This is a genomic window from Lacicoccus qingdaonensis (genome assembly GCF_900101075.1).
Taxonomy (GTDB): domain Bacteria; phylum Bacillota; class Bacilli; order Staphylococcales; family Salinicoccaceae; genus Lacicoccus; species Lacicoccus qingdaonensis.
Genome location: NZ_FNFY01000006.1, coordinates 79595 through 103609, shown reverse-complemented (window position 1 = coordinate 103609; position 24015 = coordinate 79595). Strand labels below are relative to the sequence as shown.

The following is a 24015-nucleotide window of genomic DNA, read 5'->3' as shown; positions in this document are numbered from 1 at the left end:
TTATTATACACCCTATAAGCCGTTTTTCAAGCGTGACGGTTAATATTCCCAATAAAAAACTACCTGTTCAAAGGTAGTCTTTTAATTAATTAATGATGATCGTTTCCCCGGTCGGCTGTGTATCACTGCCGGAGAGTATATCCATAACAGTGCCGATTGCCTCGGGATTCGCTCTTTCAAGCGACTCTTCCATCGACTCTTTAAATGATGGCCTGTAACTCAGTGCGTACACATCCACATCTTCCTTGCTCAGTTCAATTGCTGTGGAATGTGTCAGTGCCTCTATCGCGCCGGTCACCGTGTAATATAAATTGCGCTCGTATATTTCTTCAAATGACGGTTCGATAACGTTGATGATTTTGGCTTCTCTCTCATCTTTCAATAAAGGACGCAGCACTCTTGTGCCGAGGTATGTTCCCCAGATATGCTCGTTCACCACTTCGCTGAATTCGTCGAAACCCAAGTCATATATTGATTTACTTTCCGTATGAATAGTGTGTACGAGGATGATGCCGTTAAGGCTGTCAAAGTCCTTCTCTATTTCCGAAAGCACATTCAGCCAGTCTATCTCTTTCGACTGCTGCAGCAGAACTGAACTATGATGTCCTGTAGATTCGCTTTTTATTTCTTCCAGCAATTGATCCAGTTCGACATGATCCAAACTTGTCAGTATCAAGTTTGCTCCAGCACCAGCAAGATGTCTGGATAAATCAGAGCCAAGAGGTGATGTCGCATTCGCCACTATATAAGTCTTATCATCCAATCTCATGTTAACCTCCTGTTACTGTTGTAACATTAGTATACCCAAATATACATCCGATTACACAGATAAATGTCCACAGATTTTACTCTACAATAACCTCAGAGCTTGGCATCGTGTGCAGTGAGAATGCATCCACATGAGAAATTACAGTATAAGTGCCCGTTTCGTCAAATGTATATTCCACCGTATATTCACCGTTCTCTGAATGTTCGGCAGTTATCTCCTCCAGCGTCTCTTCATTTTCATCCTGTATCTCGAACATAACGTGATCTGCCTCTGTCACATCTTCATCATTGGAAGTGACATGTGCCGTCATTTCTACAGTCTCACCGGACATTAAATGGTCAGGTGTGAATAATTCAACATCCAGAGTTCTCATTTCATCGGATTCAGGTGCATCATGATTCATTTCATCGTCTGCCCCGTCACTGCATGCTGCTAAAAATACACTGGCAAACACTGCCAGCAGTAATGTTTTAATATTCATATCATATCTCCTCTCCACAATACTATAACATTACTGCAGAGCAGGATATTTTTGATTTTTATACATTTTATGACTTTAATTCACTCATCAGGTTGGCCATCTCGATTGCTGAGTTCGCGGAGTCCACTCCCTTGTTACCCATTTTTGTTCCGGCACGCTCAATCGCCTGCTCAATATTTTCTGTTGTGACGACTCCGAATATTACCGGAACGCCTGTAGACAGCCCCGCTTCCAGTATTCCACCAGCAGATTGATTACATACATAATCATAATGAGTTGTGCTGCCGCGGATGACACAGCCGAGTGCGATGATTGCATCGTATTTATCTGATTCTGCCATCTTTTTCGCAACGAGCGGTATTTCAAAAGCGCCCGGTACATATACGAGGTCGATGTCATCACTTTTGACCTTGTGGCTGACCAGTGCTCCTTCTGCCCCGTTTACAAGCTGGCTTGTGATGAAATCATTGAATCTTCCCGCCACTATGCCGATTTTCAATCCTTCACCTGTCATTGCCGTTTGAATTGTATTCATTTCTAGTCCTCCTGTAACTGGTGCCCCAGTTTTTCTCTTTTAGTTTTTAAATAATCATCATTGTATATGTTCGCTTCCACTATATGACTGCGTCTGTTTACACGAATACCATCATCACTGAGACCCGCCGCCTTTTTAGGATTGTTGCTGAGCAGGGTCACTTCATTCAGCCCCAGTATTTTCAGCATGCCGGCTGCGGCATCATAAGTCCTCAGATCCGCGTTAAAACCGAGATGTTCATTTGCCGTGACCGTATCAAAACCCTGTTCTATCAGTTCATACGCCTTCAACTTATTCAATAGGCCGATGCCTCTGCCTTCCTGGCGCATATATAAAATGATGCCGTCTTCTTCGCTGATGATCTTCATCGCTTTTTCCAGCTGTTCACCGCAGTCACAGCGCGAACTGTGAAAGACATCGCCTGTAAGGCATTCCGAATGGATTCTGACATTCATGTTCTGCCTGATATCGCCGTGAACAAGTGCAACATGTTCTTCTCCGGTCAATTTATCTTTGAAACCGTGCATTTTAAATGTGCCGAAAGGTGTGGGCAGCTTGACTTCACTGTCAAGCATCACTCTCTGTTCTTTTAAAATATATTTTTTCAAGTCTTCTATCGTGATCATTTTCAACTGATGTTCACTTTTATAATTTTTCAGGTCGTCCACTCTCGCCATGGTGCCGTCATCATTCATGATTTCACAGATGACACCTACAGGCTTCGCGCCGGCCAATTTACTCAGATCCACCGATGCTTCCGTGTGGCCCATCCTTTCTATTACGCCGCCGGGTTTCGCAACAAGCGGGAATATATGTCCCGGCATATTGAAGTGCGCCGGTTCGGATTCGTCATCGATTAAAGCCTTTATCGTGTCAAAACGTTCAAAAGCACTGATGCCTGTAGTCGTGGTATGATGGTCGACCGATACTGTGAATGCCGTCGAGTGCGGATCGCTGTTGTCATCGGTCATTGGCGGCAATTCCAGTTTTCGGGCAATGTTTTCTGACATCGGTGTGCAGATCAGCCCTCTGCCGTATGTGGCCATGAAGTTGATGGCTTCCGGATTCAGATATTCGGCAATTCCGACAAGATCACCTTCGTTTTCCCTGTCTTCGTCATCGACAACGATGATCAATTCGACTTTCTTCAGCGCATCTATCGCTTCAGTGATTGAATCAAACATGGGGACCACCCGCTTTACTTAATTTTGTCATGTCGAGATCGCCGTGCTGCAGAAGATGCTCGATGTGTTTGATGATCTGGTCTGCCTCTATATTCACTGTATCCTGTACACTTCTGTTTCCTAAAATTGTACGTTCAATCGTCTCAGGAATTAAATTCAGTGTAAACGTTCCTTCTTCATGGTCCACTTCAAATAAAGTCAGGCTGATGCCGTCAATCGTCACGGATCCTTTATCCGCCATATATTTCATCAGATGATGGGGGCACTTTATCGTCATGACAACGGCGTTGCCGTCATGTGAAATTTTAGTGATTGTACCAGTGTCATCCACGTGGCCGCTCACAAGGTGGCCGCCGAGGCGGTCGGATAATTTCAATGCGCGCTCCAGGTTCACTGCTGCGCCGTCATTTACATCTTTGAGGCTCGTGATTCTTTTCGTCTAATTAATCATTGTGACTTTGAACGTATGCTCTGTAATCTCGTAAGCTGTCAGGCATACTCCGTTTACAGCGATCGAGTCACCCTCTTTTAAATCTTCAAAGCCGTCGTTGTTTATTGTAAATTCTGTATCATCCACAGTGCTGTCCACTTTAAGCACTGTGCCTTTTTGTTCTATCAGTCCTGTAAACATCTAATTCCTCCTGTATGTCAATTTTAAATCTGACTGGAGTTTTTCGACGTCTGTAAGTTTTAAATGAATGACTTCTTCCATCGCTGTAAATGATGATTGAAACAATTCATGTTTTGACCTACCAAATAATTTCGGGGCAATATATATGATGATCTGATCGTATAATTCTTCCTTGATGAAGGCAGTCTGTGTTTTCGAACCGCCTTCGACTAAAATGCTGCTGATATCATAATCCCGGTAAAGTATATCCAATATTTCACCATTGGAAAATTGACCGTATTCAATATGATATTTTCCGCTGAACTTTTTATTTTCAATGTTATCTGTAAAGACGACAGGCTTGTTTGGATGCGACTCAATTTCAAGACCGTCCTCAAGCAGGCTGCCGCCAAGCAGAATAACCGGTCTCGGATGATTGCCGCCACCCTCTATCCTTGCAGTCAGACGCGGATTATCGCCGAGGAGCGTTCCGCCGCCTGTCAGAATGGCGTCATGGCTGTGCCTGAGATACTGGACATCTTTACGTGATTCTGAATTCGTGACCCACTTGCTCGTGCCATTATCAAGAGCGAGTTTACCGTCCAGGCTGACCGCACTTTTCAAAGTGACATTCGGCCGCTTTCTGGACAGGTGATTGAAAAATCCGTCATAAATCGCTTCCGACTTTTCATGAGGCTGGTGAATTGCAGTCACACCTTTATCTTCCAGAACCGTATGGCCGGAAACTTTTGGGTTTTCATCCTGCACTGCATAAAACACCCTTTTAATCCCTGCATTGATGATCGCTTCTGTACAGGGCGGTGTTCTGCCATGATGCGAACATGGTTCCAGTGTCACATAAATATCGGCCCCGGCCGGATCTTCGATGCAGGACTTTATCGCCTGCACTTCGGCATGGTCAGTTCCCATTAAAAGATGGCTCCCCATTCCGATGACGACACCGTCCTTTACAATGACTGCACCCACCGTCGGATTCTTTTTTGTCTGGCCGCCGGCGATACCCGCCGCGGCAATCGCTTTGTCCATATAAATACTCAAGTTTTCCCTCCTGAACAAAAAAACGCCGATGAAAAAATCATCGGCGCTTCAAAATTTGTATGCTAAATAATGCGCTGTATATAATCAGCACAAAATAAACGTATCATATACGCTTGCAACATTCTCTCTCCCATCCAGACTTTAACTGTCGGCTCCAGGTTTCCACTGGATCAGCCATACGCAGGACGCGTACAGGTCGCGGGCTTTAACCGCCGGTTGGGAATTACACCCTGCCCCGAAAGAATTATATTCAGTTGAAAAACTCTATATTAATCATATACCAATCGTAGGAATTGTCAACCTAATGATTTTTACCGGACAAATTCAGAGAAACCAGCTGCAGACATACAAAATCACCCTGCCGGCAAAAAATTCCCGGCAGGGTGATTTTTATATTCACTTCAATTAATCTTCAAATACAAAGTCTTCGTCCTGTAACGGCTCGACATTGAGTGCAAGCACATACCCGTCACCTTTGACACTGAAGAAGTCATGGTTCTTCGTGGACGTATCAAGGGCATTTTCGATGATCGGGTTGAATCCTTTTTCTTCGTAATAAGGTTCAAATCCGAGGTTTGCAAGTGCTTTATTCGCATTGTAGGTGACATAGTTCATCACATCTTCAGTCAGACCGATTTTGTCATAAAGTTCTTTAGTGTACTCCTGCTCGTTCGCATAAAGCTCCTCGAGAAGTTCATACATTTCTTTATCCGCACGTTCCTGATCTTCCTGCGTGAGCTGCGGTTTGATCGTCTGGGCATCAAGTCCGGTGAATACGCCGTGGATGGATTCATCCAGCAGTATTTTACGGATGATTTCCCCGCTTGTCGTCATACGGCCCTGCCCCGCCAGATACAACGGGTAGTAGAAACCTGAGTAGAACAGGAATGATTCCAGGAATACGGACGCAACGCGTGCCATGTACTGATCATATAAAGATGCATTTTTGTCGAACAGCTTATGGTAACGGCTCACGATCTTATCTGCCTTGTATTTCAGATGTTCGTTATTCAACACCCACACGTCAAGCAGTTCATCCGTCTCTTTGGATGAAATCAGTGTCGAGAAGATATGGGAGTATGATTTTGCATGAATCTGCTCCATCATCCCCATAAATGAATATACGGCCTTTTTACGCAGGTCATCCGTATGCAGCATGATGAGCGGCATACCGTCATCCGCCTGGTGCGTGTCCAGTCCAGTAAGTCCTGCCAATACCTTTTTAAAAGTGTCTTTCTCGTTATCAGACATGCCTGACCATGAACTTAGGTCTTTCGATACTTTGAATTCTGTCTCCACCCACATCTGGGAGATGTTCTGACGCCAGAATACATTGGTCATATCATCTTCTTTATTCCAGTTAACTGCTATCATTTATAAGACTCCTTTATCTTTTAAACTGAACAACTTGTACATTCTTCAACGCTGAGCAATTTATTTCTTGTGTAATACAGTGATTTAAGACCTTTATGGTGCGCATAAATGTACAGTCTTGATAATTCACGCGTTGAAATTTCCGAGTTCACGTAAAGGATTGTACTGATTCCCTGGTCGATATGCTCCTGGATGGTTGCAATCAGATCAATCAATTTCATCTGGTCGACATTGAACGCGCTCTTGTAGAACCACATATTCTCTTTTGACAGGAACGGCATTGGGTAGAATGTTTCCGAGTTGCCGTAAGTTCTGCGCTCAATCGTATCCACAATCGGCATTACCGAGCTTGTCGCGTTTTGTACGTAGGAAATGCTCTGAGTTGGCGCAATGGCCAGACGGTAGGCATGGTAAAGACCCTTTTCCTTCACCTGGTCACGCAGTTCCGCCCAGTCTTCCTTCGTCGGAATATAAATGTCTTCGAATAAAGGCTTCACTTTATCTGTAACGGGTTCATACGAGTTGTTGACGTATTTGTCGAAATACTCGCCTGTCGCATAATCGGAACGCTCGAAATCTTTGAACGTCTGGCCGCGTTCCATTGAAATCATCATAGATTTTTCCAGTGAATAGTAATTGAGGAGCATGAAGAAGACGTTCGCGAAATCTTTTGCTTCCTCTGATTCATAAGCAATTTTATTTTTCGTCAGATAACCGTGAAGGTTCATCGCACCAAGTCCGACAGAGTGTAGTTCATCGTTTGCCTTCTTGACGCCAGGCGCATTTGCAATCGCAGTATCGTCACTTACGACTGTCAGTGCTTCTATGCCGTCATGGACGGATTCACGGACTTTCTTCGAATCCATGACGTTTGCGATGTTCAGTGAACCGAGGTTGCATGAAATATCTCTTCTGATTTCATCTTCGACACCATAGTCGTTGATTGTCGAAGTTTCCTGCAGCTGGAAGATTTCAGTACATAAGTTACTGATTTTCACATCTCCGACATCCTTCAACGGGTGCACTTTATTCGCATTGTCTTTGAACATGATATAAGGATAGCCTGACTGCAGCTGCGTCTGTGCAATCGTGTTCAGCATATCGCGTGCATCAAATTTACGCTTTTTGACATTATCATTTGCGACGAGCTGGTCATACATTTCGTCAATATTCATATCGTCCAGAGTCTCTCCGTACTCTCTTTCCACCGTATGCGGTGCAAACAGGTAGAACGGTTCGTTTTCAGCAGCAAGATCAAAGAACTTGGACGGAATCACAAGACCTGTTGAAATCGTGGACAGACGCAGGTCTTCATCTGCGTTCACTTTTTTAGTGTCCAGGAATTCAGGCAGATCGTAGTGGAAGATGTTCAGGTAAACCGCACCTGCACCCGGACGCTGGCCGAGCTGGTCGGCATAGCCGAATCCGCCTTCCAGTGCTTTTGCTACAGGGAGCACCCCTTTTGCCACACCTTCAATACCTTTGATCGCTTCACCGCGCGCACGCAGTTTGGACAGGTTGATTGCCACACCGCCGCCGATCTTCGACAGCTGTTTTGCAGTCGAGTCGATATAGTTGATAGAGTTCAGGCTGTCATCCACCTCAAGCAGGAAGCATGATACCATCTCGCCGCGGCGTGAGCGTCCGGCATTTAAAAATGTCGGTGTCGCAGGCTGATAGCGCTGTTCAATCATGGAATTGATCAGACGTTTCGCCTGGTCAACACTGCCTTTCGACAAATACAGGCTCACAATCACAACATGTTGTTTGTAATCTTCCAGATACTGCTTCTTATCGTTTGTCTTCAGAGTATAATCTTTGAAGAACTTGCTTGCTGCCATGTAGCTCTTGAATTTAAATGGAAGTGAATCCGCATAGTCTACAATTTCAGTCACCTGTTCTTCTGTATATTCCTCGAACAGGTCATAGTAGAAGTCGTTGTCCACAAGGTAGTGCAGACGCTCAAGCTCTGTATCGAAATGAATCGTCTTGTCCTTCACTTCTTCCATAAATACTTCCAGTGCTTCCAGATCTTTATGGAGCTGATAGAAACCTGTTTCATCCCGCTTCGTCACTTCGTTATTGAGTTCAATATGATTGTACTTCTTCTCGTCCAATACTTTCATGAATACTCCCTGCCTTCTCTTTAAATAATTCTCTTTCGCCTTCGGTGCCGTGCAGTTCGAACTTCATCAACAGCGGTACATTGTATTTCAGCCGGATGTGTTCTCCCGCTTTTGCAAAGTTGTTTCCCCAGTTGCGGTTCCCGCTGGAAGCCACAGCCTGCATCCCCTCGTGATTAACGTCCAGGAAACGTTCCACCGGAGCCGGTACGCCGCCGAATCCATAAGTGCTCGTGACAAGTATATAAGGTTCTGCAATCTTTTCATTTTGGTTGTCTGCTTTAATCTCGTATAATTCAAATTGATCTCCAATATCAGTCCCGTTTACAAATCGCCTGACATTGCCGGTCATGGAGTAGAATGCAATCAGCATACCATCCATCTCCCTCCTTAAATGATACCATAAAATGAAGAAATCGAACATACGTTCGAAATAATTCCAACCATTTGCGTCTTTTCAACAAACGGTACTTTATCTTAATTTAACACAAGATATGGTGTTCCCGAAATTTTCAGTACACCATATCTTGTTTTGTTAAGTTCTATCTTGCCACAATAAAAATAATTTATCAATGGTAAAACACTGGAATTTCATTAAGTTTCAACGCTTATTTCTGTCAAATAATTCATCTAATCGTTGGGATATCTATGATATACTGAGTCAGTGAATATTTAATAATTTTTTTCGCGTTTTTATTTACATTATTTTTAATGAAATTTAATGCAAGAGTAGAATAAGGAGCTATGATGTTTTATGAGCAATACTACAAAAGGCATTATCGCCCTGTTGATTTCCTCACTGGGGTTCAGCCTCATGTCCTTTTTTGTGAAATACAGCGGAGACTTGCCGACTGTCCAAAAAACTTTCTTCAGAAATTTCATATCCATGGTCATTGCCCTTGGACTCGTCATCTATCATAAGGAAAAGCTTTTCGGCCATAAGGAGAATCAGGGACTGCTGCTGCTCAGATCAAGTCTGGGACTGCTTGGAGTTCTGCTCAACTTTTTCGTCATCGACCGCATGGTTTTAAGTGATGCGGAAATTTTGAACAAACTAAGTCCTTTCTTCACCATTCTTTTATGTGCGATATTTTTAAAGGAATACATAAGAAGATATCAGATGATTTCAATCATCGTCGCTCTGGCCGGTGCCGTATTCATTATCAAGCCGTCCATGTCGAGCGATACTGTGTACGCCCTGCTCGGAATACTCGGCGCGATTCTTGCCGCCGGCGCCTATACGGTACTGCGCGTACTCGGCAGCCGTGAAAAGTTCTATACAGTCGTATTTTATTTTTCAGGCTTTTCAACAGTGGCACTGCTCCCCTTTTTCATCTTCCAATATGAGTCGATGACTTTCGAACAGTGGATCATGCTGATTCTTGCAGGTGTATTTGCAGCCTCCGGCCAGTTTGGGCTGACGATCGCATACAGCTTTGCACCGGCCAGGGAAATATCGATATTTTTCTATTCTACGATCCTTTTCACTGCACTGCTGAGTATCTTCATTCTGAATGAAGTGCCGGATATACTTTCTGTCATCGGATACTTCGTCATCTTCGGTGCCAGCTACTACATGTTCATGAAAAACCGTGCACCTAAAGAGGAATTCTGATTCAATCATTAAAATAACGATCAATTCAAAAGTGAATTTGATCGTTATTTTTAATTTTTCTGCGGTGACTTTTGATTTGTGTTTTTATTGTGGGCGGCAAGATGTTCCTTGTGCTGCCTGATCACTTTCAGGAAGTGCGGGCAGTAATGTTTCAGCTTATAGTTCCCCACACCTGCAAGGTGTACCATGTCCTGCTTTGACGCCGGCAGCTTCCTTGCAAACTCCTTCAGTGTAGAGTCACTGAATATGCTCTCTTCATCCACCCTGTACTTTTCAGCAAGTGATGCTCTTTTGCCCATGAGTTTCTGGAACAGCATCTCATTTGGTGAAGATGCCGTGGAAATGTTCACTTTCTCCTTGAACTGTTTTCTGAAAGGGACCGTGTATATATCCTTGTTCTCTTTTAATATATAGAAACTGAGATCCACCAGCTGCAGGTGCTCATCCTTATAATGCACATGCCCGTTTAAAATGAGTTCATCCAGTATGTGGTGCAATTCTCCGGTCAGATAGTTCCCCATGAGTCCGAAATATGCCGATTTGTCTAATCCGTTGAAAAGCACATTTTCACTTCTCTCGCCCCTCAGAACCTGGATGATATGCTCTTTTGTCAGCGGTTCATCGGTATCCTGGATCAGATTCAGGACGGTCTTCGCTTCATCTTTCATATTATAAGTACGGTCATCACTCAGACAGTTCACGCAGTGTCCGCATGACCTGACATATTCGTCTGCATCGAAATATTTGACCATGAAGCTCATCAGACACTTCGATGTCCTGTTATACTGGATCATCTTGTCCAGTTTGCTGCGCATATGGTCTTTATGCTGATCGGTGCCGTTCGATCGGTCAATGAAGAACTGGTGAAGATTGACATCCCTCTCACTCGACAGCAGTATACATTCACTCACCTTGCCGTCACGCCCTGCACGTCCGATTTCCTGATAGTAGCTTTCAACATCGCCCGGCAGATTGTTGTGGATGATGAAACGGATATCCGGCTTGTTGATTCCCATCCCGAAAGCATTTGTGGCAACAACAATATTCACAAGATCCGAGACGAATGCATGCTGGTTGTCATCACGTTCTTTTTTGCTGAGACCGCCATGATAAATTACGTTATCTATATTCTTATCTTTAAGGTATGATGAAATCTTTTCGACTTCGGCCCTTGTTGCTGCATAGACGATTCCTGACATATGCCTACGCTCTTCTATGTACGAGAGGATGAACTGTTCCCGCTGATATGTCTTATTGACAGTCAGATGCAGGTTGTCCCTTTTTATGCTCTGGAGGACTACATGTTCATCTTTGATATTTAATAATTCCTGGATATTCTCCTGGACTTCTTCTGTCGCAGTGGCAGTCAGAGCCACGAAAGTCGCTTCAGGAATCAGTGACTGGATGGCCGGTATGACTTCCTGATAGCTTGGTCTGAAATCATGGCCCCATTTGGAGATACAGTGCGCTTCATCAAATGCGACCAGAGGTATATCAAGTTTCCTGACAAATTTGCAGAACTCTTCATTGTTAAAACGCTCGGGTGCGACATATAAAAATTTATAACGCCCTTTCAGCCCGTCCTGCATAAGGCTTTCTATTTCGCTTTTTTTCAAAGTGGAATTCAAATACTCTGCAGGGATGCCGATCCGGTTCAAGTCTTCCACCTGGTCTTTCATCAGGGAAATCAGCGGAGATATTACCAGGGTGATGCCTACCAGTTCCAATCCGGGTACTTGAAAACAAAGCGATTTACCTGAACCGGTAGGTAAAACACCAAGGGTATTTTCTCCATTCTTAACAGAGTTGATAATATTACGTTGTTTAGGTCTGAATGTTTTAAAGCCAAAATACTTTTGTAATGTCGTCTCTATCATACTTTATCCCACCGTTTAAAACTGAAGTCTCAATAATTAATGATATATATTATACCTGATTTTCAGGGTGATTTGTTGGATTAATGATATTTTCTATAAAAAAAACATCTGGAAGTACTCCAGATGTTTCACTTTACATTTTATCTTTGACGAGCTCTTTGGATAAGCGGTAATCAATCGCTTTGAAAAGGCTTTTCACCCATAAGTCCTGTGCATACAGATTCGCATGTGCATCGTCACAGTCGATCACTTTGAATTTAACTTTTGAACCGCGCCGCTTCTGTGACAGTTTGTGCATATGATATGAAGGGATGGTCCCTATATGCTCCGCTGTCGTCGGCTGGTCAAAATCATTGAGCGCAAGCACCGGTTCTCCAGCAGCGATATACACGCCGCCTTTAATGCCCGGATGAGTGACTTTCGACCGGTCGGTATCCAGATGTTTTCCTTCCAGGTAGAGGGACACTCTGTTCTTTTCTTTTGATACGGTAAATTCCGCGCTTTCCAGCCGGTCGTATACTTCATCGCTGATATCCGGCCTCCTGACAACATGAAAAAGATCGGATATATATATTTCAACAAGGGAGTATGTATCCACTCCCCAGCTCACCATGTTTCTATTGCGGAGCATATTGAAAAGTTCATCATGCTGGAAAGTATAATCACGGCACATGATCACTTCGTCACCGGACTTTAAAATATTGGAGCCTTCGACTTCGATGCCGCCCGCAACGGCAAGATATATTCTGTTGCCCCTCGGTGTGTCCACAAACTTTAAGACATCCCCCCGGTCGAAAAGGTATATTCTGTTCGGAAGGACTTCCTGGTTGTTGCACCGTCCGGTAAATTCCGCACCCGAAAAAGCGATGATCGTCGGCTCGGTGAATTTAATGACTGCCGGTTTCACGGTCATTTCTATTGTCAGCTCATCCTTTTTATTGCCGACGAGCTGGTTGGCCAGCTGATGGGCAAGCCTGTCACAGGCACCTTTGAATTCCTGGCCGTCCGGTGAGGACCGCTTATCCAGTGACTGGACGATTGAAAAAAGACCGCTGTCCTGAATGATCAAACTCACTTTAAAAACCCCTTTTCAACTAAAAATCTTTCCGCTTCTTCGACTACCAGCCCCGAGGGCTCTATAGTATCGTGACTTTCCATCACTCTGACCGGCTCATACATGAAAGTCAAAGTATTCTCGGTTGTAATGATCTCTGTCAGATATTGGTGTGTGTCAGTGTTGAACGCATTAGTCAGCCGTTTAAGCACTAACGGGTCGATGACTTCGTTCTGTTGATATGTAACCGCATGATCACCATTAGCAAAAAACATCCTTGTCCTCCTAAATACTAGTTATTATAGAAAAAGTCTAACTCAGCCGTCACAAACTCGGTAATATTCGTAATGATAAAATATGTGATGATAATGGCCACGATCAGACCGACAAAACCGACCAATACACCAATTATCTTCAATTCATTATCTATTAAATATGTCACTACAAAATGCGTAAATAAGACGATACCGACGAGCAGTATTATCAGTAAAAAAGTTATCATTTTTTCACCTCTGTATTGTAAGTCTGATCTTAAGCCAGCCACGGACACTGTTGATCAAAAAGACAGAAATCCGGCCCTCTTCATATTTCCCGATAAACTCATCGAGTGAATAATCTCTTTCCTGAATCATTTTGTCATCCAGCAGAGATTGTCTCATCACACCTTTTAAAATTCCTGTCTGCTCTGATGGCGTATATAACTCATCATTCTCTGAAATTACGACGTTGCCGATGTTGAACTCGGTCAGCTGTTGTTGTCCATTATAATATAAAACGATGTTGAAATCATTGTTTGGTATTTTGTAATGATACCTTACCGTCGTTTTATTCTCAATAAATTCAGGCGGTGCGCTGATCGGCGCTTCACTTAAAATCGCCGGTGCCTCTTCTGCATCGTCAATCGGGGCATGGGATAAGTTCAGGCTGCCGGACCGGTTCAATGTCGCCCTCAGTTTAAATAGGCCTGCAGAATCCGCTTTTGTCTCTATATAGTTTTGGACGGCACCTTGCAGATCGGCTGTCTTATAACCAAAAGCCCCGGCCGATGATGCCAGCCGGTTCACATGATACTGAAGGCGCGGCACATGGCCGTTTTCAAGTCGCATCGATTCTATCAGCTCGAACTGCGCCTTTTTTAAGAATGCGGTCTTATCGACGATCTCATCATATTCTGAAGCGGGATTTGAGTCGTATGTAATGCCGCCTCCGGCACCATACACATACTCCCCGCCTTTTATGTACAGCGTTCTGATTGGGACGTTAAAAACACATTCCCCGCCCGGATACATGATTCCGAGTGTGCCGCAGTAATACTCCCTCGGTGTCGATTCCAGGGCGTTGATGATGTTCATCGTCGAAAGCTTCGGTGCCCCGGTTATGGAACCGCACGGGAACAGGCCGTCCATTATATCAGTGATGTTCATATCACTGGCAAGCGCCGCCTCCACCGTCGAAGTCATTTGAAAGACCGTGGCATATTTTTCTATCGTGAACAGTTTCGGTACGTTCACACTGTTTTTCGCAGCCACTTTGGAGATGTCATTTCTGAGCAGATCCACTATCATCACATTTTCAGCCTGGTCCTTTTTGGACGCTTTCAGAAAACGGCGGTTGTCCTCATCTTCTTTTTCGTTTCTGCCGCGGGGCGCGGTGCCCTTCATCGGCCGCGTACGAATCGTCCTGTACTGATCCACTTCGAAAAACAGTTCGGGAGAACAGCTGACGAGCTGCTCATCACCATATTCTATATACATCGCATAGTCCCCATTATTCGAAGACATCAGCGTTTCAAACAAAGTATGGCCGTCGCCGGTAAATCTGCCCGTGAGTCTCGTCGTGTAGTTGACCTGGTAAGTATGGCCGTCACGTATATACTCCCTGACCTGTTCGATATTTTTAATGATCTGATCGCGTGTTTCCGTAAACTCGGGCTCGGTCATTTCATATGTTGTCGTTACCCTCTCGGATATGAACTTTCCGTAGTCCACGGTGCCGGAAAAGATGCCGATGATGAACTGTTCGTTTTCCCGGTCGAACGACTCATATGTGATGGCATTTACCGCATAATAACCGTCTTTCATATATTTTTCCGCGGCCGTCAAAGCTTCATGAAGGCTGTGCGTCTCTTCTGTCATGACAAGAATGGGATCCGTAAAATACAAATCCTCCACCTGTGAATGTTTTTTAAATTTGGCATGTACCTGCACTTCTAGGCCTCCAATGCTATTTTGATAAAATTGAATAACTGTTTTTTGCCGTCCGACGATAAAATCGCCTCAGGATGATACTGGACACCGTAGATCGGCAGATTTTTATGCTGAATGGCCATGTTCACACCATCGTCAGATTGTGCAGTCACATTAAATTCCGTGCTTTCCCCCGCACACACAAGAGAATGATATCTTGTCACCGTCAATGGCTGTCGGACGTCTTCAAATATACCGCTTCCCGAATGCCTTATATCATATGTATGCCCATGAACCGGTCTTTCTCCCCGGATGACGTCACCGCCGGTCATATGCCACAGCATCTGGTGACCGAGACAGATTCCGAATATCGGCACAGTCCCCCAATTCTCTTCAACAAAATTTATCACATCCTGCCTGTCTTTCGGATGGGAAGGGCCAGGTGAGATGACCATGCCGATGATATTTTCTTCATCAATCGACAGTTCATGCAGTTCATGCGGTGTTTTTATCATAATTTCCACTTCATATGGATTACTTTCCATATAGTGGACAAGATTATATGTAAATGAATCGTAATTATCTATCATCAATATTCTCATAATCGTTTCGTATTCCTTTTGTTTTCCTATATTTTAGCATATATCATTTAATGTTAATATTTGTTCTTTTGCTTCCATCCTCATTTATGATTAAAAAAGTTTATAAAAGGGTACTTATCTTTTAGAAAGTGATTTGATTAAATGTTTTTTATATTATTTTAAATTGTTAAGGAGGATATTATCATGGGTTGGATTATAACACTTATCGTCGGCGGTCTGATTGGCTGGATTGCCGGAGGAATACTTGGTAAAGATGTACCATTCGGTATCATCGGTAATATCATTGCCGGCCTGGTCGGTGCTTCAATAGGTAATGCACTCGGCCTTGGCATAGGACCTGAAATTGGCGGTGTGAGTCTGATCGGCGGCCTGATCGGCGCAATTATTCTCATATTGGTCGTATCATTCATAATGAAAGCAATCGGCGGCAGCAAAGCCTAATGGCACTATACAGTGTAAAGCCTGAGAATATTCAATTCTCAGGCTTTTCTTTGTCATATTTTGTTTCCCGGATCAGCCAGCGCTTATTTTCATCATTTTTCTTTTGTGTCAGCAGCCGTTCTTCTTTGATCTTATCCAGTTCAAGACGCATATCTTCATTTTCCAATAAATAATTTTCCTGTTTGATCTGTTCCAGTTTCCGCTCTTCCCGTATCTTTTTCAACTGCAACTTCTCTTTTTCCTGGTTGTAGTCCCTTGTTATCGCATAAAATGCTATACCTGCAATACTTAAAATACCGAGACCGCCCAGGCCGACCAGTCCCATGATGACATCAAAAAATCCCATTTTTCAACACCTACAATTCACGTTCTTTACTTTCCTCTATCAGCCATCTGTCCTTCTTTTGCCCGTTACGTTCCTTCAATGCTCTTTCTTCCTTGATCTTATCCAATTCAAGACGCATCTGTTTATTCTCAAGCAGATAGTTTTCCTGACGGACCTGTTCCAGCTCCTTCTGCTCACGGATGTGATCAATCTTCAGCCGGTCGTCCTTCTGGTCCGAACGCCGTTTTATCGCATACAACGGTACTGAGAAAAACAATGCGACCGGTACCGTGGCAATCAGAAATTCAAAAATCCCCATACCCCTCACCTCATAGGATTTAATTATTACTTTTATTTTATCATTAAATTGGCTGAAATCATGTCCCCACGCTGTTAATTTCAAATAAAACGACCGATAACTGACAATGAACACTCCAGCGGCGATCGAGTCACGGAAATCAGTCAAGATTATCGGATTCATCACAGTCTCATCCACATAATAAAGACCGCCGGCATCGTCAAATATCCGGCGGTCTCTGTCATTTACTTTTTAATTGTTTTTGTCAGTTTCTGATTCACCATCATGGACGATGTTGTAGCCTTTCATGAGGGCCACCTGTTTGATCGTATGGTTATCTGTCTCCAGAACAATCCACTTGTCTTTTTCAGTATTGATATAATCGTCGACTTCGATATCTGCATTGATGCTCTGCATCCAGCCGCCGACGGTATCGATGTCTTCACTGTCCTTGAATTCTATACCGAAGTCGTCAGTGATGTCATCAATCAATACACGCCCGTTAATATGATAGATGTTGTCTTCCACTTTTACGATGTCGGGCACTTCATCCTCGTCGAATTCATCTCTGATTTCACCGACGATTTCTTCAAGAATATCTTCCATGGTGATCATGCCCGCGGTTCCGCCGTACTCGTCGATGATCAATGCGATATGCACACGTTCACGCTGCATTTTTATCAATGCATCACTGATGCGTGATACTTCAGTGATCAAAGGAATTTCATGTATATAGTTATCCGGTCCGACGTTGCTGTTGGACACGTGGTTGGTTAAAAATTCACGCACGTTGATAAAACCGATGATCTGATCTTTATCGCCGCTGTCATCCGTGACGGGGTAACGTGTAAAGTTGTGTTCCTGGACTGCCTCGAGTACATCATCAATCTCTATGGGCTCGGTCAGTGTAATCATCTGTGTCCTCGGCACCATGATGTCTTTTGCCAGTCTTTCATCGAATGAAAAGATATTTTGCATGTAGGCGAGTTCGGTATGGTTGATCTCACCGCTCTGATAACTATTTGTCATGATGACTTTCAATTCTTCTTCAGAGTGTGCCTGTTCTGTCGGCATATCTTTAAAACCGACAAGTCTCAGTAAAAATCTTGATGTACCGTTCATCGACCAGATCAGGGGCTTCATGATTACTCCGAAAAAATACATCGGTCTTGAAAACGTCATCGCCATCTGTTCGGCATATTGGATTGCGACTGTCTTCGGTGCCAGCTCACCCACTACAACATGGATGAAAGTGACTATCGCAAAAGCGAACGCCACAACAAGCGGTGTCGTTAAGTCTTCAGGTACGCCTATAAATGCAAAAAATGGATGAAGAATCACTTCGAACGTCGATTCACCAATCCACCCAAGACCTAATGCCGTTACTGTAATACCCAGCTGACAGGCCGATAAGTAATAATCCAGCTTCTGTGTCATCGATTTTACTAAAACCGCTTTTTTGTTTCCTTCATCTATAAGATTGTCCAGGCGTGATTGCCTTGCTTTTACCAACGAGAATTCCGATCCTACGAAGAGCATCGTCAGTAATATTAATATTATAAATAAAATTAAGTTTATTAAGGTTGATATATCCAAAATGTTCCCTGAAAGGGATTCACCTCCGGTAATTTTTGACCACGATTGTGCAATATTGAATGAATTATATTTATATGATCACCACTTAACAGCGTAAGTAATAATTCAGTTTTCAAAATCGCCTTCCCAATTGCAGTCACCTCCACCAAAAGTTAATTATTAAGAGTATCTTACCATAGATGATGGCAAATTTACTATTAAATCCAACCACTTAAATTTGTAAATATTTTTACACATTGAAATATGTATTGAAAACGCATATACTTTTATCTTATAATGATACTTGTAAAAATTAAAGGTGGTGTAGTAATGTGTTATTCTAATTTAGATGAACGCCTTTGTTTCAATCTATACAATATACAGCGACAAGTGAACCGCTTCTATTCCAATCACGTTCTGCACGATACTGATCTGACATATACACAATATCTGGTTTTGACTCTTTTATGGAAACATGAAAAGCTGAACCTTAAAACGATAGCAGAATTACTTCAGCTCGACAATGCGACAATATCTCCACTGATCAAAAGAATTGAAAATCTGGGGTATGTCAAGCGTGAAAAAGACATCTACGACCAACGCCATGTATATGTAACAGCAACTGAGACAGGCAAAAATCTAGAAAAGAAAATCGGACATAGATTTTCATTATTCACCGAGCATCTTTCAATGAGCCGGGAACAGAATGATGAGCTTCTTGAAACACTTAAACTGATAAGTTCAGATTTAAATAAATTAAAAATAACTCAGCCATGACGGCTGAGTTATTTTTATTGTCCCTTGACCAATCCGAACCCTACTGTGCCGTGACCGACGTGAACGCCGGCGACAGGGACAAGCGGTTCAAATACCAGATTCAGGTTGGGCAGTCGTTCGTGGATGGTTTTTTTCCACTCTGACGCCAGCGATTCATGTCCGGCATAGACAATCGCCAATGTTTTTATCGCGTCATCCTTCACATGGTTTTCCAAAATCTGCAGAACGTGTAAAATCATCTTTTTCTTCGTTCTTACTTTATGTCCCACAATCACTTTGCCCTCTTCAAACTCAAGCTTGAGCTGTACCTGCAATAATGTTGCAAGCACGGATTGTGATGCAGACACCCGCCCGCTTTTTCTCAGTTGGGAAAAACTGTGCGGCAGTAGATAAAGCTGCGTATTTTTAATCATATTTGCAATCTCCGCTTCAACATCTTCCAGTGTTTCTCCATTTTTCCTGCCTTCAACCACGCGCATGATCATTTTCCTCATCGGATAACTGCCAATTCTGGAGTCGATGACGACAGCCGGTTTGGAAATTTCTTTAGAAACACTGAGTGCACTCTGGTAAGTGCCTGTCAGTTCGCTGGATGCATGGATTGAAATTACAGAATCATACTGGTCATCCTGTTCTATCTCTTTGTATATATCCATGAATTCACCGATTGTCGGCTGTGAGGTTTTAGCGCCTTCCCCACTTTCTTTCAATAGGTTATAAATCTCTGTGACAGATTTATCCACACCGTCTTTGTATGCAATCCCATCGACGATGACAGACATCGGCAGTACTTTGATGTCATGCTCCTCGATAAAGGATTGTTCCAGGCCGGATGCGGAATCAGTCACAATCGCATATTTTTTCACAATTTTCCTCCTCACTGCATATCAGGTTAAGTGTAGCATGATGAATCGTTCATCTACAAATAATCCCTGAATCTTTTAACCGCTTCATGAACCGCACCCCGACGCTCCATCAGGTCTTCATATGCGCCGCTCTCTATAATACGGCCGTTCTCAATGAAGTGGATACGTTCGAATTCATGAATATATGATAGATCATGCGTACTCACTATGACCGTCTGCCTGTCTAAAATCGACTGCCATACTTTTTCCTGCAGCTCTTTATTCAGCTTGGCCGAAGGTTCATCGAGTATCCACCAGTCTTCATCTTCTATGATCATCCGGATAAAGTGCAGCCGCTTCTGTTCGCCGCCTGACAGCTGCCCCGTATAATAAACAAAATCATCAGGAGCGAAATGCTCCAGTTCAAACTCTGCAAGCAGGCTTTTTATCGCTTCATCTGAAATTTTGAAATGACCGAACATCGTCAGATTATCCCGGATGGACGCATTGTAAAAGTCCAGATACTGCGGCATGACGCCCATATCTTTCTTCTCAATGAGCCTGTTGAGCAGTGTCGTCTTGCCTGAACCGCTGCTTCCGATAATCGCATGCTTCTGTCCGTCGGCCACTGTAATGCTGACGTCCGACAGTGCTTCGTATGCACCGGCAGGATATTTATACGAAACATTTTTCAAAGTCAAGTCCGGTTCTGATTCCTCCGGTTCACTGCCGGTATTCGATGCTTCACTTTCTATATGTCCAACTTTCTGCTTAGTATTGGAATACTGGCTCGCCGGATCTACAACCGGAGTCAGTACTTCAAAGAAACTGATGACCAGCAGTATCAGCATCGGTATTAGAAAAATATGGTCATCCTGCATCAATATGATGACTGCTGTAATGATGGCGAGCTGGACCATACCGCTCAGAAAATCAATCATAGAATCCTTGAAGCTGCCTCTGTTTTTATTTCGGCTGATTGATTTCAGCTTGTTATCGATACTTTCTTTAACATCTTTGTTTTTGCCGTCGATGAAAAGGTCTGTATAACCGTGTATGAACTGGTACGTCTTAAGAAACGCACTCGTATCGAGCCTGTCGTACTCCGCATCAATTTTATCGTCCCACCTGCTGAAGACAAAAGGCAGAACACCGAGCATCAGCAGCGTGACAAACAGTGTTATGACCACCATTGCCGTATTGAGCAGTGCAGATAATAAAATCAGGACAATGGACATCAATAGTGCAACAACATAAGGGTAGATGATGGTAATATAATAATTTTCAATATCTTCGAAGTGGCGGCTCAATGTCTGGATGAAACGGACGTTGTGCCTGTCCCTGTCATCGAATAACGTCGACTCGAAATACCGTGTACGCATCCTTGAAATCAGTTTGAATGTCGAGTTGTGTGACAGGAGACGTTCCAGATATTTCAGTCCGCCTTTTGTCATGCCGAACAGTTTGATCATTGAAATGATCAGCAGGATGACAAATATCGGCGGCTCGAAATAGCTCAGACTGATCATGTAGCCGCTGAGTCCGAAAATCGATATGCCGATCAGGCTGCCGATTACGCCGAGCAGTATGCTGTAAAACACATGCTTCTTTTCATTCTTTAAATATTCCATCATATATCACCTCTTTCAATCTTTTTATTTTCAAGGTGATAATGTGTATCGCTGATATTCAGTAATCTCCGTCTGTGAACGACTGCAATGATCGTTGAAAACTCTTTGAATTCATTCAGCTGATCGAGCACAATGCTTTCCGTTTCAGCATCCAGAAATTCGGTCGGTTCATCCATGACGATGATGCCCGGCCGTTTTAACAGTACGCGTGCGATTTTCAGACGGACGATCTCCCCGCCGGAAAACGGTACATTATTATTTACGATTGGTGTATGGATGCCTTCTTTCAGCTTGTCCACACTCTCCATCAGCTTCAGTTTTTCGAGTATCCCGAGAACCGCTTCCTCCCCGGAACCGCCGTCTGAAAGATAATCGAACAAAGTACTGTCATTGAAATAAAGTTCATCTGAAATATAGCCGATATCCATCGTGGACAGCCTGACATCTCCTCTTTTTGGCGGCAGCAGCCCCACGATCGTTTTCAGAAGTGTCGTCTTGCCCTCTCCTGACGGCCCGGTAATCGAATTGATTGTCCGGGGCTCAAACTTGATATTTATATTTTCGACGAGCCGCTTTTCATTATAGCCGATATCGACATTTTCAAGTTCGACCGCATAATCGCCGGACTGGGATACTGCTCTGTACTCTTTATGCTTTGCCGGCGCCTCAAGCCATTCATTCACCTTGTCCAGATGACCTCTTGCAAGCTGGCCGTTATGGAACTCGACGCCGAGCACTTTCAGCGCATTATAAAATTCCGGAGCGAGCAGCAGGGCGAAGAAGGCCGCATAAAAAGTGATATTTTCAAATATGATGATCTGCAGCCCGATTTCGAGCGCCACAAGTCCGATACCGAGTATCGTTATAAACTCAAGCATCAGGGATGATTGGAATGCATATTTCAAGATCTTCATCGTCTGTGATACGAAGTCCTTATTATTCTCTTCCAGACGCCCCTTTACAGATTCTTTCGAACCTGTATAACGGACAGTGTCCTTACCGCGCACCAGGTTTAAAAATAAAGTGCCCATACCATCGAATTGCGAGGCCTGCTTATATGACTCATCCCTTGTCTGCAGCCCAACAAGCACGTAATAGAGTGGGACAAACGGTGCTGTCAGAAGCAGGATGATGGCAGCATTTCTGTGCACGAAAAACAGCACGAAGATGATGACGACGAGCTTGACCATCGTGTTGACGATCGTCGGTATGAACACCTGCTCAAACGGCCGGTATTTTTCCAGGTGCACGTACAGCGCATTCAGGAAGGATTCGGATTTTTTATTCGTCGTATCATCCACTTTGGATAACAGCCTGTTGCCGTAGCTCTCCATGCGCTTATGTGCGACATGGGCGGTACTGTATTGATAAATTGCACGCAAAAGTATGAATGCCGTGAAGAAAATCAGCATCCAAGCGAGCAGAGTATATGATAACGACTGATTTCCGACGATGAAGTCAGACAGGATGACCGACAGATAATGTCCAAAAAAGACATAAAATATAACCATCAGCAGAGAAATCAGTGCATAGATTATTAACCATTTCCTTGGAAATTCTATTTTCATTCTTAACGCTTCCTATTTTTAATTTGAAAAAAACGTGAAGTAATCTTCACGTTTTATCCTCCAATATAACTCATATTGATTTTCTTGCGCGCCTGGCGTCTTTCTTCAGTGATTTCAGTTCTGATTTCAGAATAGCGGTCGTCGCGCCTATTCCATACTCCGACCAGAATATCCTGGAGCTCTGAATCGTCTATGCCTTCACGCATCAATGTTTTAATGTCAAATCCTTCTACAGCAAACAGACAGCCGTAGAATTTACCGTCGGATGACAGTCTCGCACGAGTACATGTGGAACAGAAGCTCTCAGACACACTCGTGATGAACCCTAAGTAAGATTGTGCATCTTTATGACGGTACACTTTGGCCACTTCACCATAATATTTCGGAGAACGCGGTTCCAGGTCGAACTCTTTATCCAGCATCTCCATGATTTCTTTTTTGGTGACCACTTTATCGAAGTTCCAGCCGTTATCGTTACCGACGTCCATAAACTCGATGAAACGCAGTGTCACACAGTCCAGCTCTTTGAAGTAACGTGTCATCGGTATGATTTCATGTTCGTTGAGGCCTCTTTGGACCACCATGTTCACCTTGATTTCAAATCCGATGGACTGTGCGTATTTGATCTGTTCCAGTATTCTCGATGTCCCGATGCCTCTGTCGTTGATCTGCCCGAAAAGTTCGTCATCCAGCGCATCCAGGCTGATGTTCAATCTACGAAGACCTGCATCGTATAACTTCTGCCCGTGTTTCTTCAACAACAGACCATTCGTTGTCAATCCGATATCTTCAATGCCTTCTATATCATTCAACATTGCTATTAACTCGTGTAAATCTTTACGGAGTAGCGGCTCACCGCCGGTAATCCTTAATTTCTTAACGCCCATGCCTGCATATATTTTTGCGATCCGTTCAATTTCTTCAAAGGATAACAGTTCATCCTGCTTCATAAATTGAAAGTCATCGCCAAATATCTCCTTGGGCATGCAATAACGACATCTGAAATTACATTTATCTGTTACAGAGATGCGAAGGTCTCTGATCGGTCTGCCAAACTTATCTGTAATCTGTTCAGTCATAGCATCC

Annotated in this window: 26 protein-coding genes and 1 riboswitch; of the genes, 3 read left to right on the top strand and 23 right to left on the bottom strand. The window is 43.6% G+C overall.

The features are described from left to right. Window positions 1-85: 85 nt before the first annotated feature. From BLR15_RS05575 to nrdI, 10 genes are all read right to left on the bottom strand, one after another. The gene (locus tag BLR15_RS05575) at window positions 86-769 is read right to left on the bottom strand and encodes an SDR family NAD(P)-dependent oxidoreductase (protein ID WP_092985509.1); all 684 of its coding nucleotides are present in this window, start codon (window positions 767-769) and stop codon (window positions 86-88) included. Between the two features lie 76 nt (window positions 770-845). Further along, window positions 846-1250 (bottom strand): FixH family protein, encoded by a 405-nt coding sequence (locus tag BLR15_RS05570; RefSeq protein WP_092985507.1) that lies wholly within the window; start codon window positions 1248-1250, stop codon window positions 846-848. Between the two features lie 67 nt (window positions 1251-1317). Further along, window positions 1318-1785, bottom strand: coding sequence for a 6,7-dimethyl-8-ribityllumazine synthase (ribH, locus tag BLR15_RS05565; protein ID WP_092985505.1), 468 nt, complete (start codon window positions 1783-1785; stop codon window positions 1318-1320). A gap of 2 nt (window positions 1786-1787) precedes the next feature. After that, window positions 1788-2969: a 3,4-dihydroxy-2-butanone-4-phosphate synthase gene (gene ribB, locus BLR15_RS05560; protein ID WP_092985503.1), complete on the bottom strand. Its 1182-nt coding sequence runs from the start codon at window positions 2967-2969 to the stop codon at window positions 1788-1790. Next, complete coding sequence (locus BLR15_RS14240; protein WP_245696625.1) at window positions 2962-3363, bottom strand: riboflavin synthase family protein; 402 nt, start codon at window positions 3361-3363, stop codon at window positions 2962-2964. The genes ribB and BLR15_RS14240 overlap by 8 nt, the downstream gene beginning before the upstream one ends. A gap of 45 nt (window positions 3364-3408) precedes the next feature. After that, complete coding sequence (locus tag BLR15_RS14235; RefSeq protein WP_245696624.1) at window positions 3409-3600, bottom strand: hypothetical protein; 192 nt, start codon at window positions 3598-3600, stop codon at window positions 3409-3411. Then, entirely contained in the window at window positions 3601-4638 is a 1038-nt protein-coding gene (gene ribD / locus BLR15_RS05550) for a bifunctional diaminohydroxyphosphoribosylaminopyrimidine deaminase/5-amino-6-(5-phosphoribosylamino)uracil reductase RibD (protein WP_245696622.1), read from the bottom strand. It lies immediately after the preceding gene. 118 nt (window positions 4639-4756) lie between these two features. Further along, window positions 4757-4885, bottom strand: a riboswitch (FMN riboswitch). A 158-nt stretch (window positions 4886-5043) separates the two neighbouring features. Beyond that, a complete protein-coding gene (gene nrdF, locus BLR15_RS05545; protein WP_092985501.1) occupies window positions 5044-6012 on the bottom strand; it encodes a class 1b ribonucleoside-diphosphate reductase subunit beta in 969 nt (322 codons plus the stop codon). A 20-nt stretch (window positions 6013-6032) separates the two neighbouring features. After that, window positions 6033-8138: a class 1b ribonucleoside-diphosphate reductase subunit alpha gene (gene nrdE / locus BLR15_RS05540; protein ID WP_092985499.1), complete on the bottom strand. Its 2106-nt coding sequence runs from the start codon at window positions 8136-8138 to the stop codon at window positions 6033-6035. After that, window positions 8101-8508 (bottom strand): class Ib ribonucleoside-diphosphate reductase assembly flavoprotein NrdI, encoded by a 408-nt coding sequence (nrdI, locus tag BLR15_RS05535; RefSeq protein WP_092985543.1) that lies wholly within the window; start codon window positions 8506-8508, stop codon window positions 8101-8103. Before nrdI ends, nrdE begins: the two co-directional genes overlap by 38 nt. Before the next feature lie 381 nt (window positions 8509-8889). Here nrdI and BLR15_RS05530 point away from each other — a divergent pair, with 381 nt between their 5' ends. After that, window positions 8890-9750 (top strand): DMT family transporter, encoded by an 861-nt coding sequence (locus tag BLR15_RS05530; protein WP_092985497.1) that lies wholly within the window; start codon window positions 8890-8892, stop codon window positions 9748-9750. Window positions 9751-9800: 50 nt separating this feature from the next. On the opposite strand, the gene recQ is transcribed toward BLR15_RS05530, so the two are convergent. From recQ to BLR15_RS05500, 6 genes are all read right to left on the bottom strand, one after another. Continuing rightward, window positions 9801-11627, bottom strand: a complete 1827-nt coding sequence (gene recQ, locus BLR15_RS05525; RefSeq protein WP_245696620.1) for a DNA helicase RecQ — start codon at window positions 11625-11627, stop codon at window positions 9801-9803. A 133-nt stretch (window positions 11628-11760) separates the two neighbouring features. Beyond that, complete coding sequence (locus BLR15_RS05520; RefSeq protein WP_092985495.1) at window positions 11761-12702, bottom strand: 5-oxoprolinase subunit C family protein; 942 nt, start codon at window positions 12700-12702, stop codon at window positions 11761-11763. Beyond that, the gene (locus BLR15_RS05515) at window positions 12699-12956 is read right to left on the bottom strand and encodes a hypothetical protein (RefSeq protein WP_092985493.1); all 258 of its coding nucleotides are present in this window, start codon (window positions 12954-12956) and stop codon (window positions 12699-12701) included. The genes BLR15_RS05520 and BLR15_RS05515 overlap by 4 nt, the downstream gene beginning before the upstream one ends. 17 nt (window positions 12957-12973) lie before the next feature. After that, a complete protein-coding gene (locus tag BLR15_RS05510; protein ID WP_092985491.1) occupies window positions 12974-13183 on the bottom strand; it encodes a hypothetical protein in 210 nt (69 codons plus the stop codon). 4 nt (window positions 13184-13187) lie between these two features. Further along, window positions 13188-14888 carry an aminodeoxychorismate synthase component I gene (gene pabB / locus BLR15_RS05505; RefSeq protein ID WP_092985489.1) on the bottom strand — a complete coding sequence of 567 codons (1701 nt, stop codon included), beginning with the start codon at window positions 14886-14888 and terminating at the stop codon, window positions 13188-13190. A gap of 2 nt (window positions 14889-14890) precedes the next feature. Further along, window positions 14891-15457 carry an anthranilate synthase component II gene (locus BLR15_RS05500; protein ID WP_176754068.1) on the bottom strand — a complete coding sequence of 189 codons (567 nt, stop codon included), beginning with the start codon at window positions 15455-15457 and terminating at the stop codon, window positions 14891-14893. A gap of 195 nt (window positions 15458-15652) precedes the next feature. Between BLR15_RS05500 and BLR15_RS05495 the strand changes: the two genes are divergently transcribed. After that, window positions 15653-15910 (top strand): GlsB/YeaQ/YmgE family stress response membrane protein, encoded by a 258-nt coding sequence (locus BLR15_RS05495; protein ID WP_092985484.1) that lies wholly within the window; start codon window positions 15653-15655, stop codon window positions 15908-15910. A 31-nt stretch (window positions 15911-15941) separates the two neighbouring features. On the opposite strand, the gene BLR15_RS05490 is transcribed toward BLR15_RS05495, so the two are convergent. The 3 genes from BLR15_RS05490 to BLR15_RS05480 all read right to left on the bottom strand — a co-directional run bounded on the left by BLR15_RS05490 (window position 15942) and on the right by BLR15_RS05480 (window position 18129). Continuing rightward, entirely contained in the window at window positions 15942-16256 is a 315-nt protein-coding gene (locus BLR15_RS05490; RefSeq protein WP_092985482.1) for a hypothetical protein, read from the bottom strand. A 10-nt stretch (window positions 16257-16266) separates the two neighbouring features. After that, entirely contained in the window at window positions 16267-16554 is a 288-nt protein-coding gene (locus tag BLR15_RS05485; RefSeq protein WP_092985539.1) for a hypothetical protein, read from the bottom strand. 231 nt (window positions 16555-16785) lie between these two features. Next, complete coding sequence (locus BLR15_RS05480; protein ID WP_092985480.1) at window positions 16786-18129, bottom strand: hemolysin family protein; 1344 nt, start codon at window positions 18127-18129, stop codon at window positions 16786-16788. A gap of 309 nt (window positions 18130-18438) precedes the next feature. Here BLR15_RS05480 and BLR15_RS05475 point away from each other — a divergent pair, with 309 nt between their 5' ends. Beyond that, on the top strand, window positions 18439-18885 hold the full coding sequence (locus BLR15_RS05475) for a MarR family winged helix-turn-helix transcriptional regulator (protein ID WP_176754067.1): 447 nt from the start codon (window positions 18439-18441) through the stop codon (window positions 18883-18885). A 14-nt stretch (window positions 18886-18899) separates the two neighbouring features. Here the strand turns inward: BLR15_RS05475 and BLR15_RS05470 are convergent, their stop codons facing one another. The 4 genes from BLR15_RS05470 to moaA are packed head-to-tail and all read right to left on the bottom strand — an operon-like array spanning window position 18900 to window position 24008. Then, complete coding sequence (locus BLR15_RS05470; protein ID WP_092985476.1) at window positions 18900-19751, bottom strand: DegV family protein; 852 nt, start codon at window positions 19749-19751, stop codon at window positions 18900-18902. A 53-nt stretch (window positions 19752-19804) separates the two neighbouring features. Further along, complete coding sequence (locus BLR15_RS05465; RefSeq protein ID WP_092985474.1) at window positions 19805-21364, bottom strand: amino acid ABC transporter ATP-binding/permease protein; 1560 nt, start codon at window positions 21362-21364, stop codon at window positions 19805-19807. After that, window positions 21361-22929 carry an ATP-binding cassette domain-containing protein gene (locus tag BLR15_RS05460; RefSeq protein ID WP_092985472.1) on the bottom strand — a complete coding sequence of 523 codons (1569 nt, stop codon included), beginning with the start codon at window positions 22927-22929 and terminating at the stop codon, window positions 21361-21363. The genes BLR15_RS05465 and BLR15_RS05460 overlap by 4 nt, the downstream gene beginning before the upstream one ends. A gap of 53 nt (window positions 22930-22982) precedes the next feature. After that, window positions 22983-24008: a GTP 3',8-cyclase MoaA gene (gene moaA, locus BLR15_RS05455; protein WP_092985470.1), complete on the bottom strand. Its 1026-nt coding sequence runs from the start codon at window positions 24006-24008 to the stop codon at window positions 22983-22985. Window positions 24009-24015 lie beyond the last annotated feature (7 nt).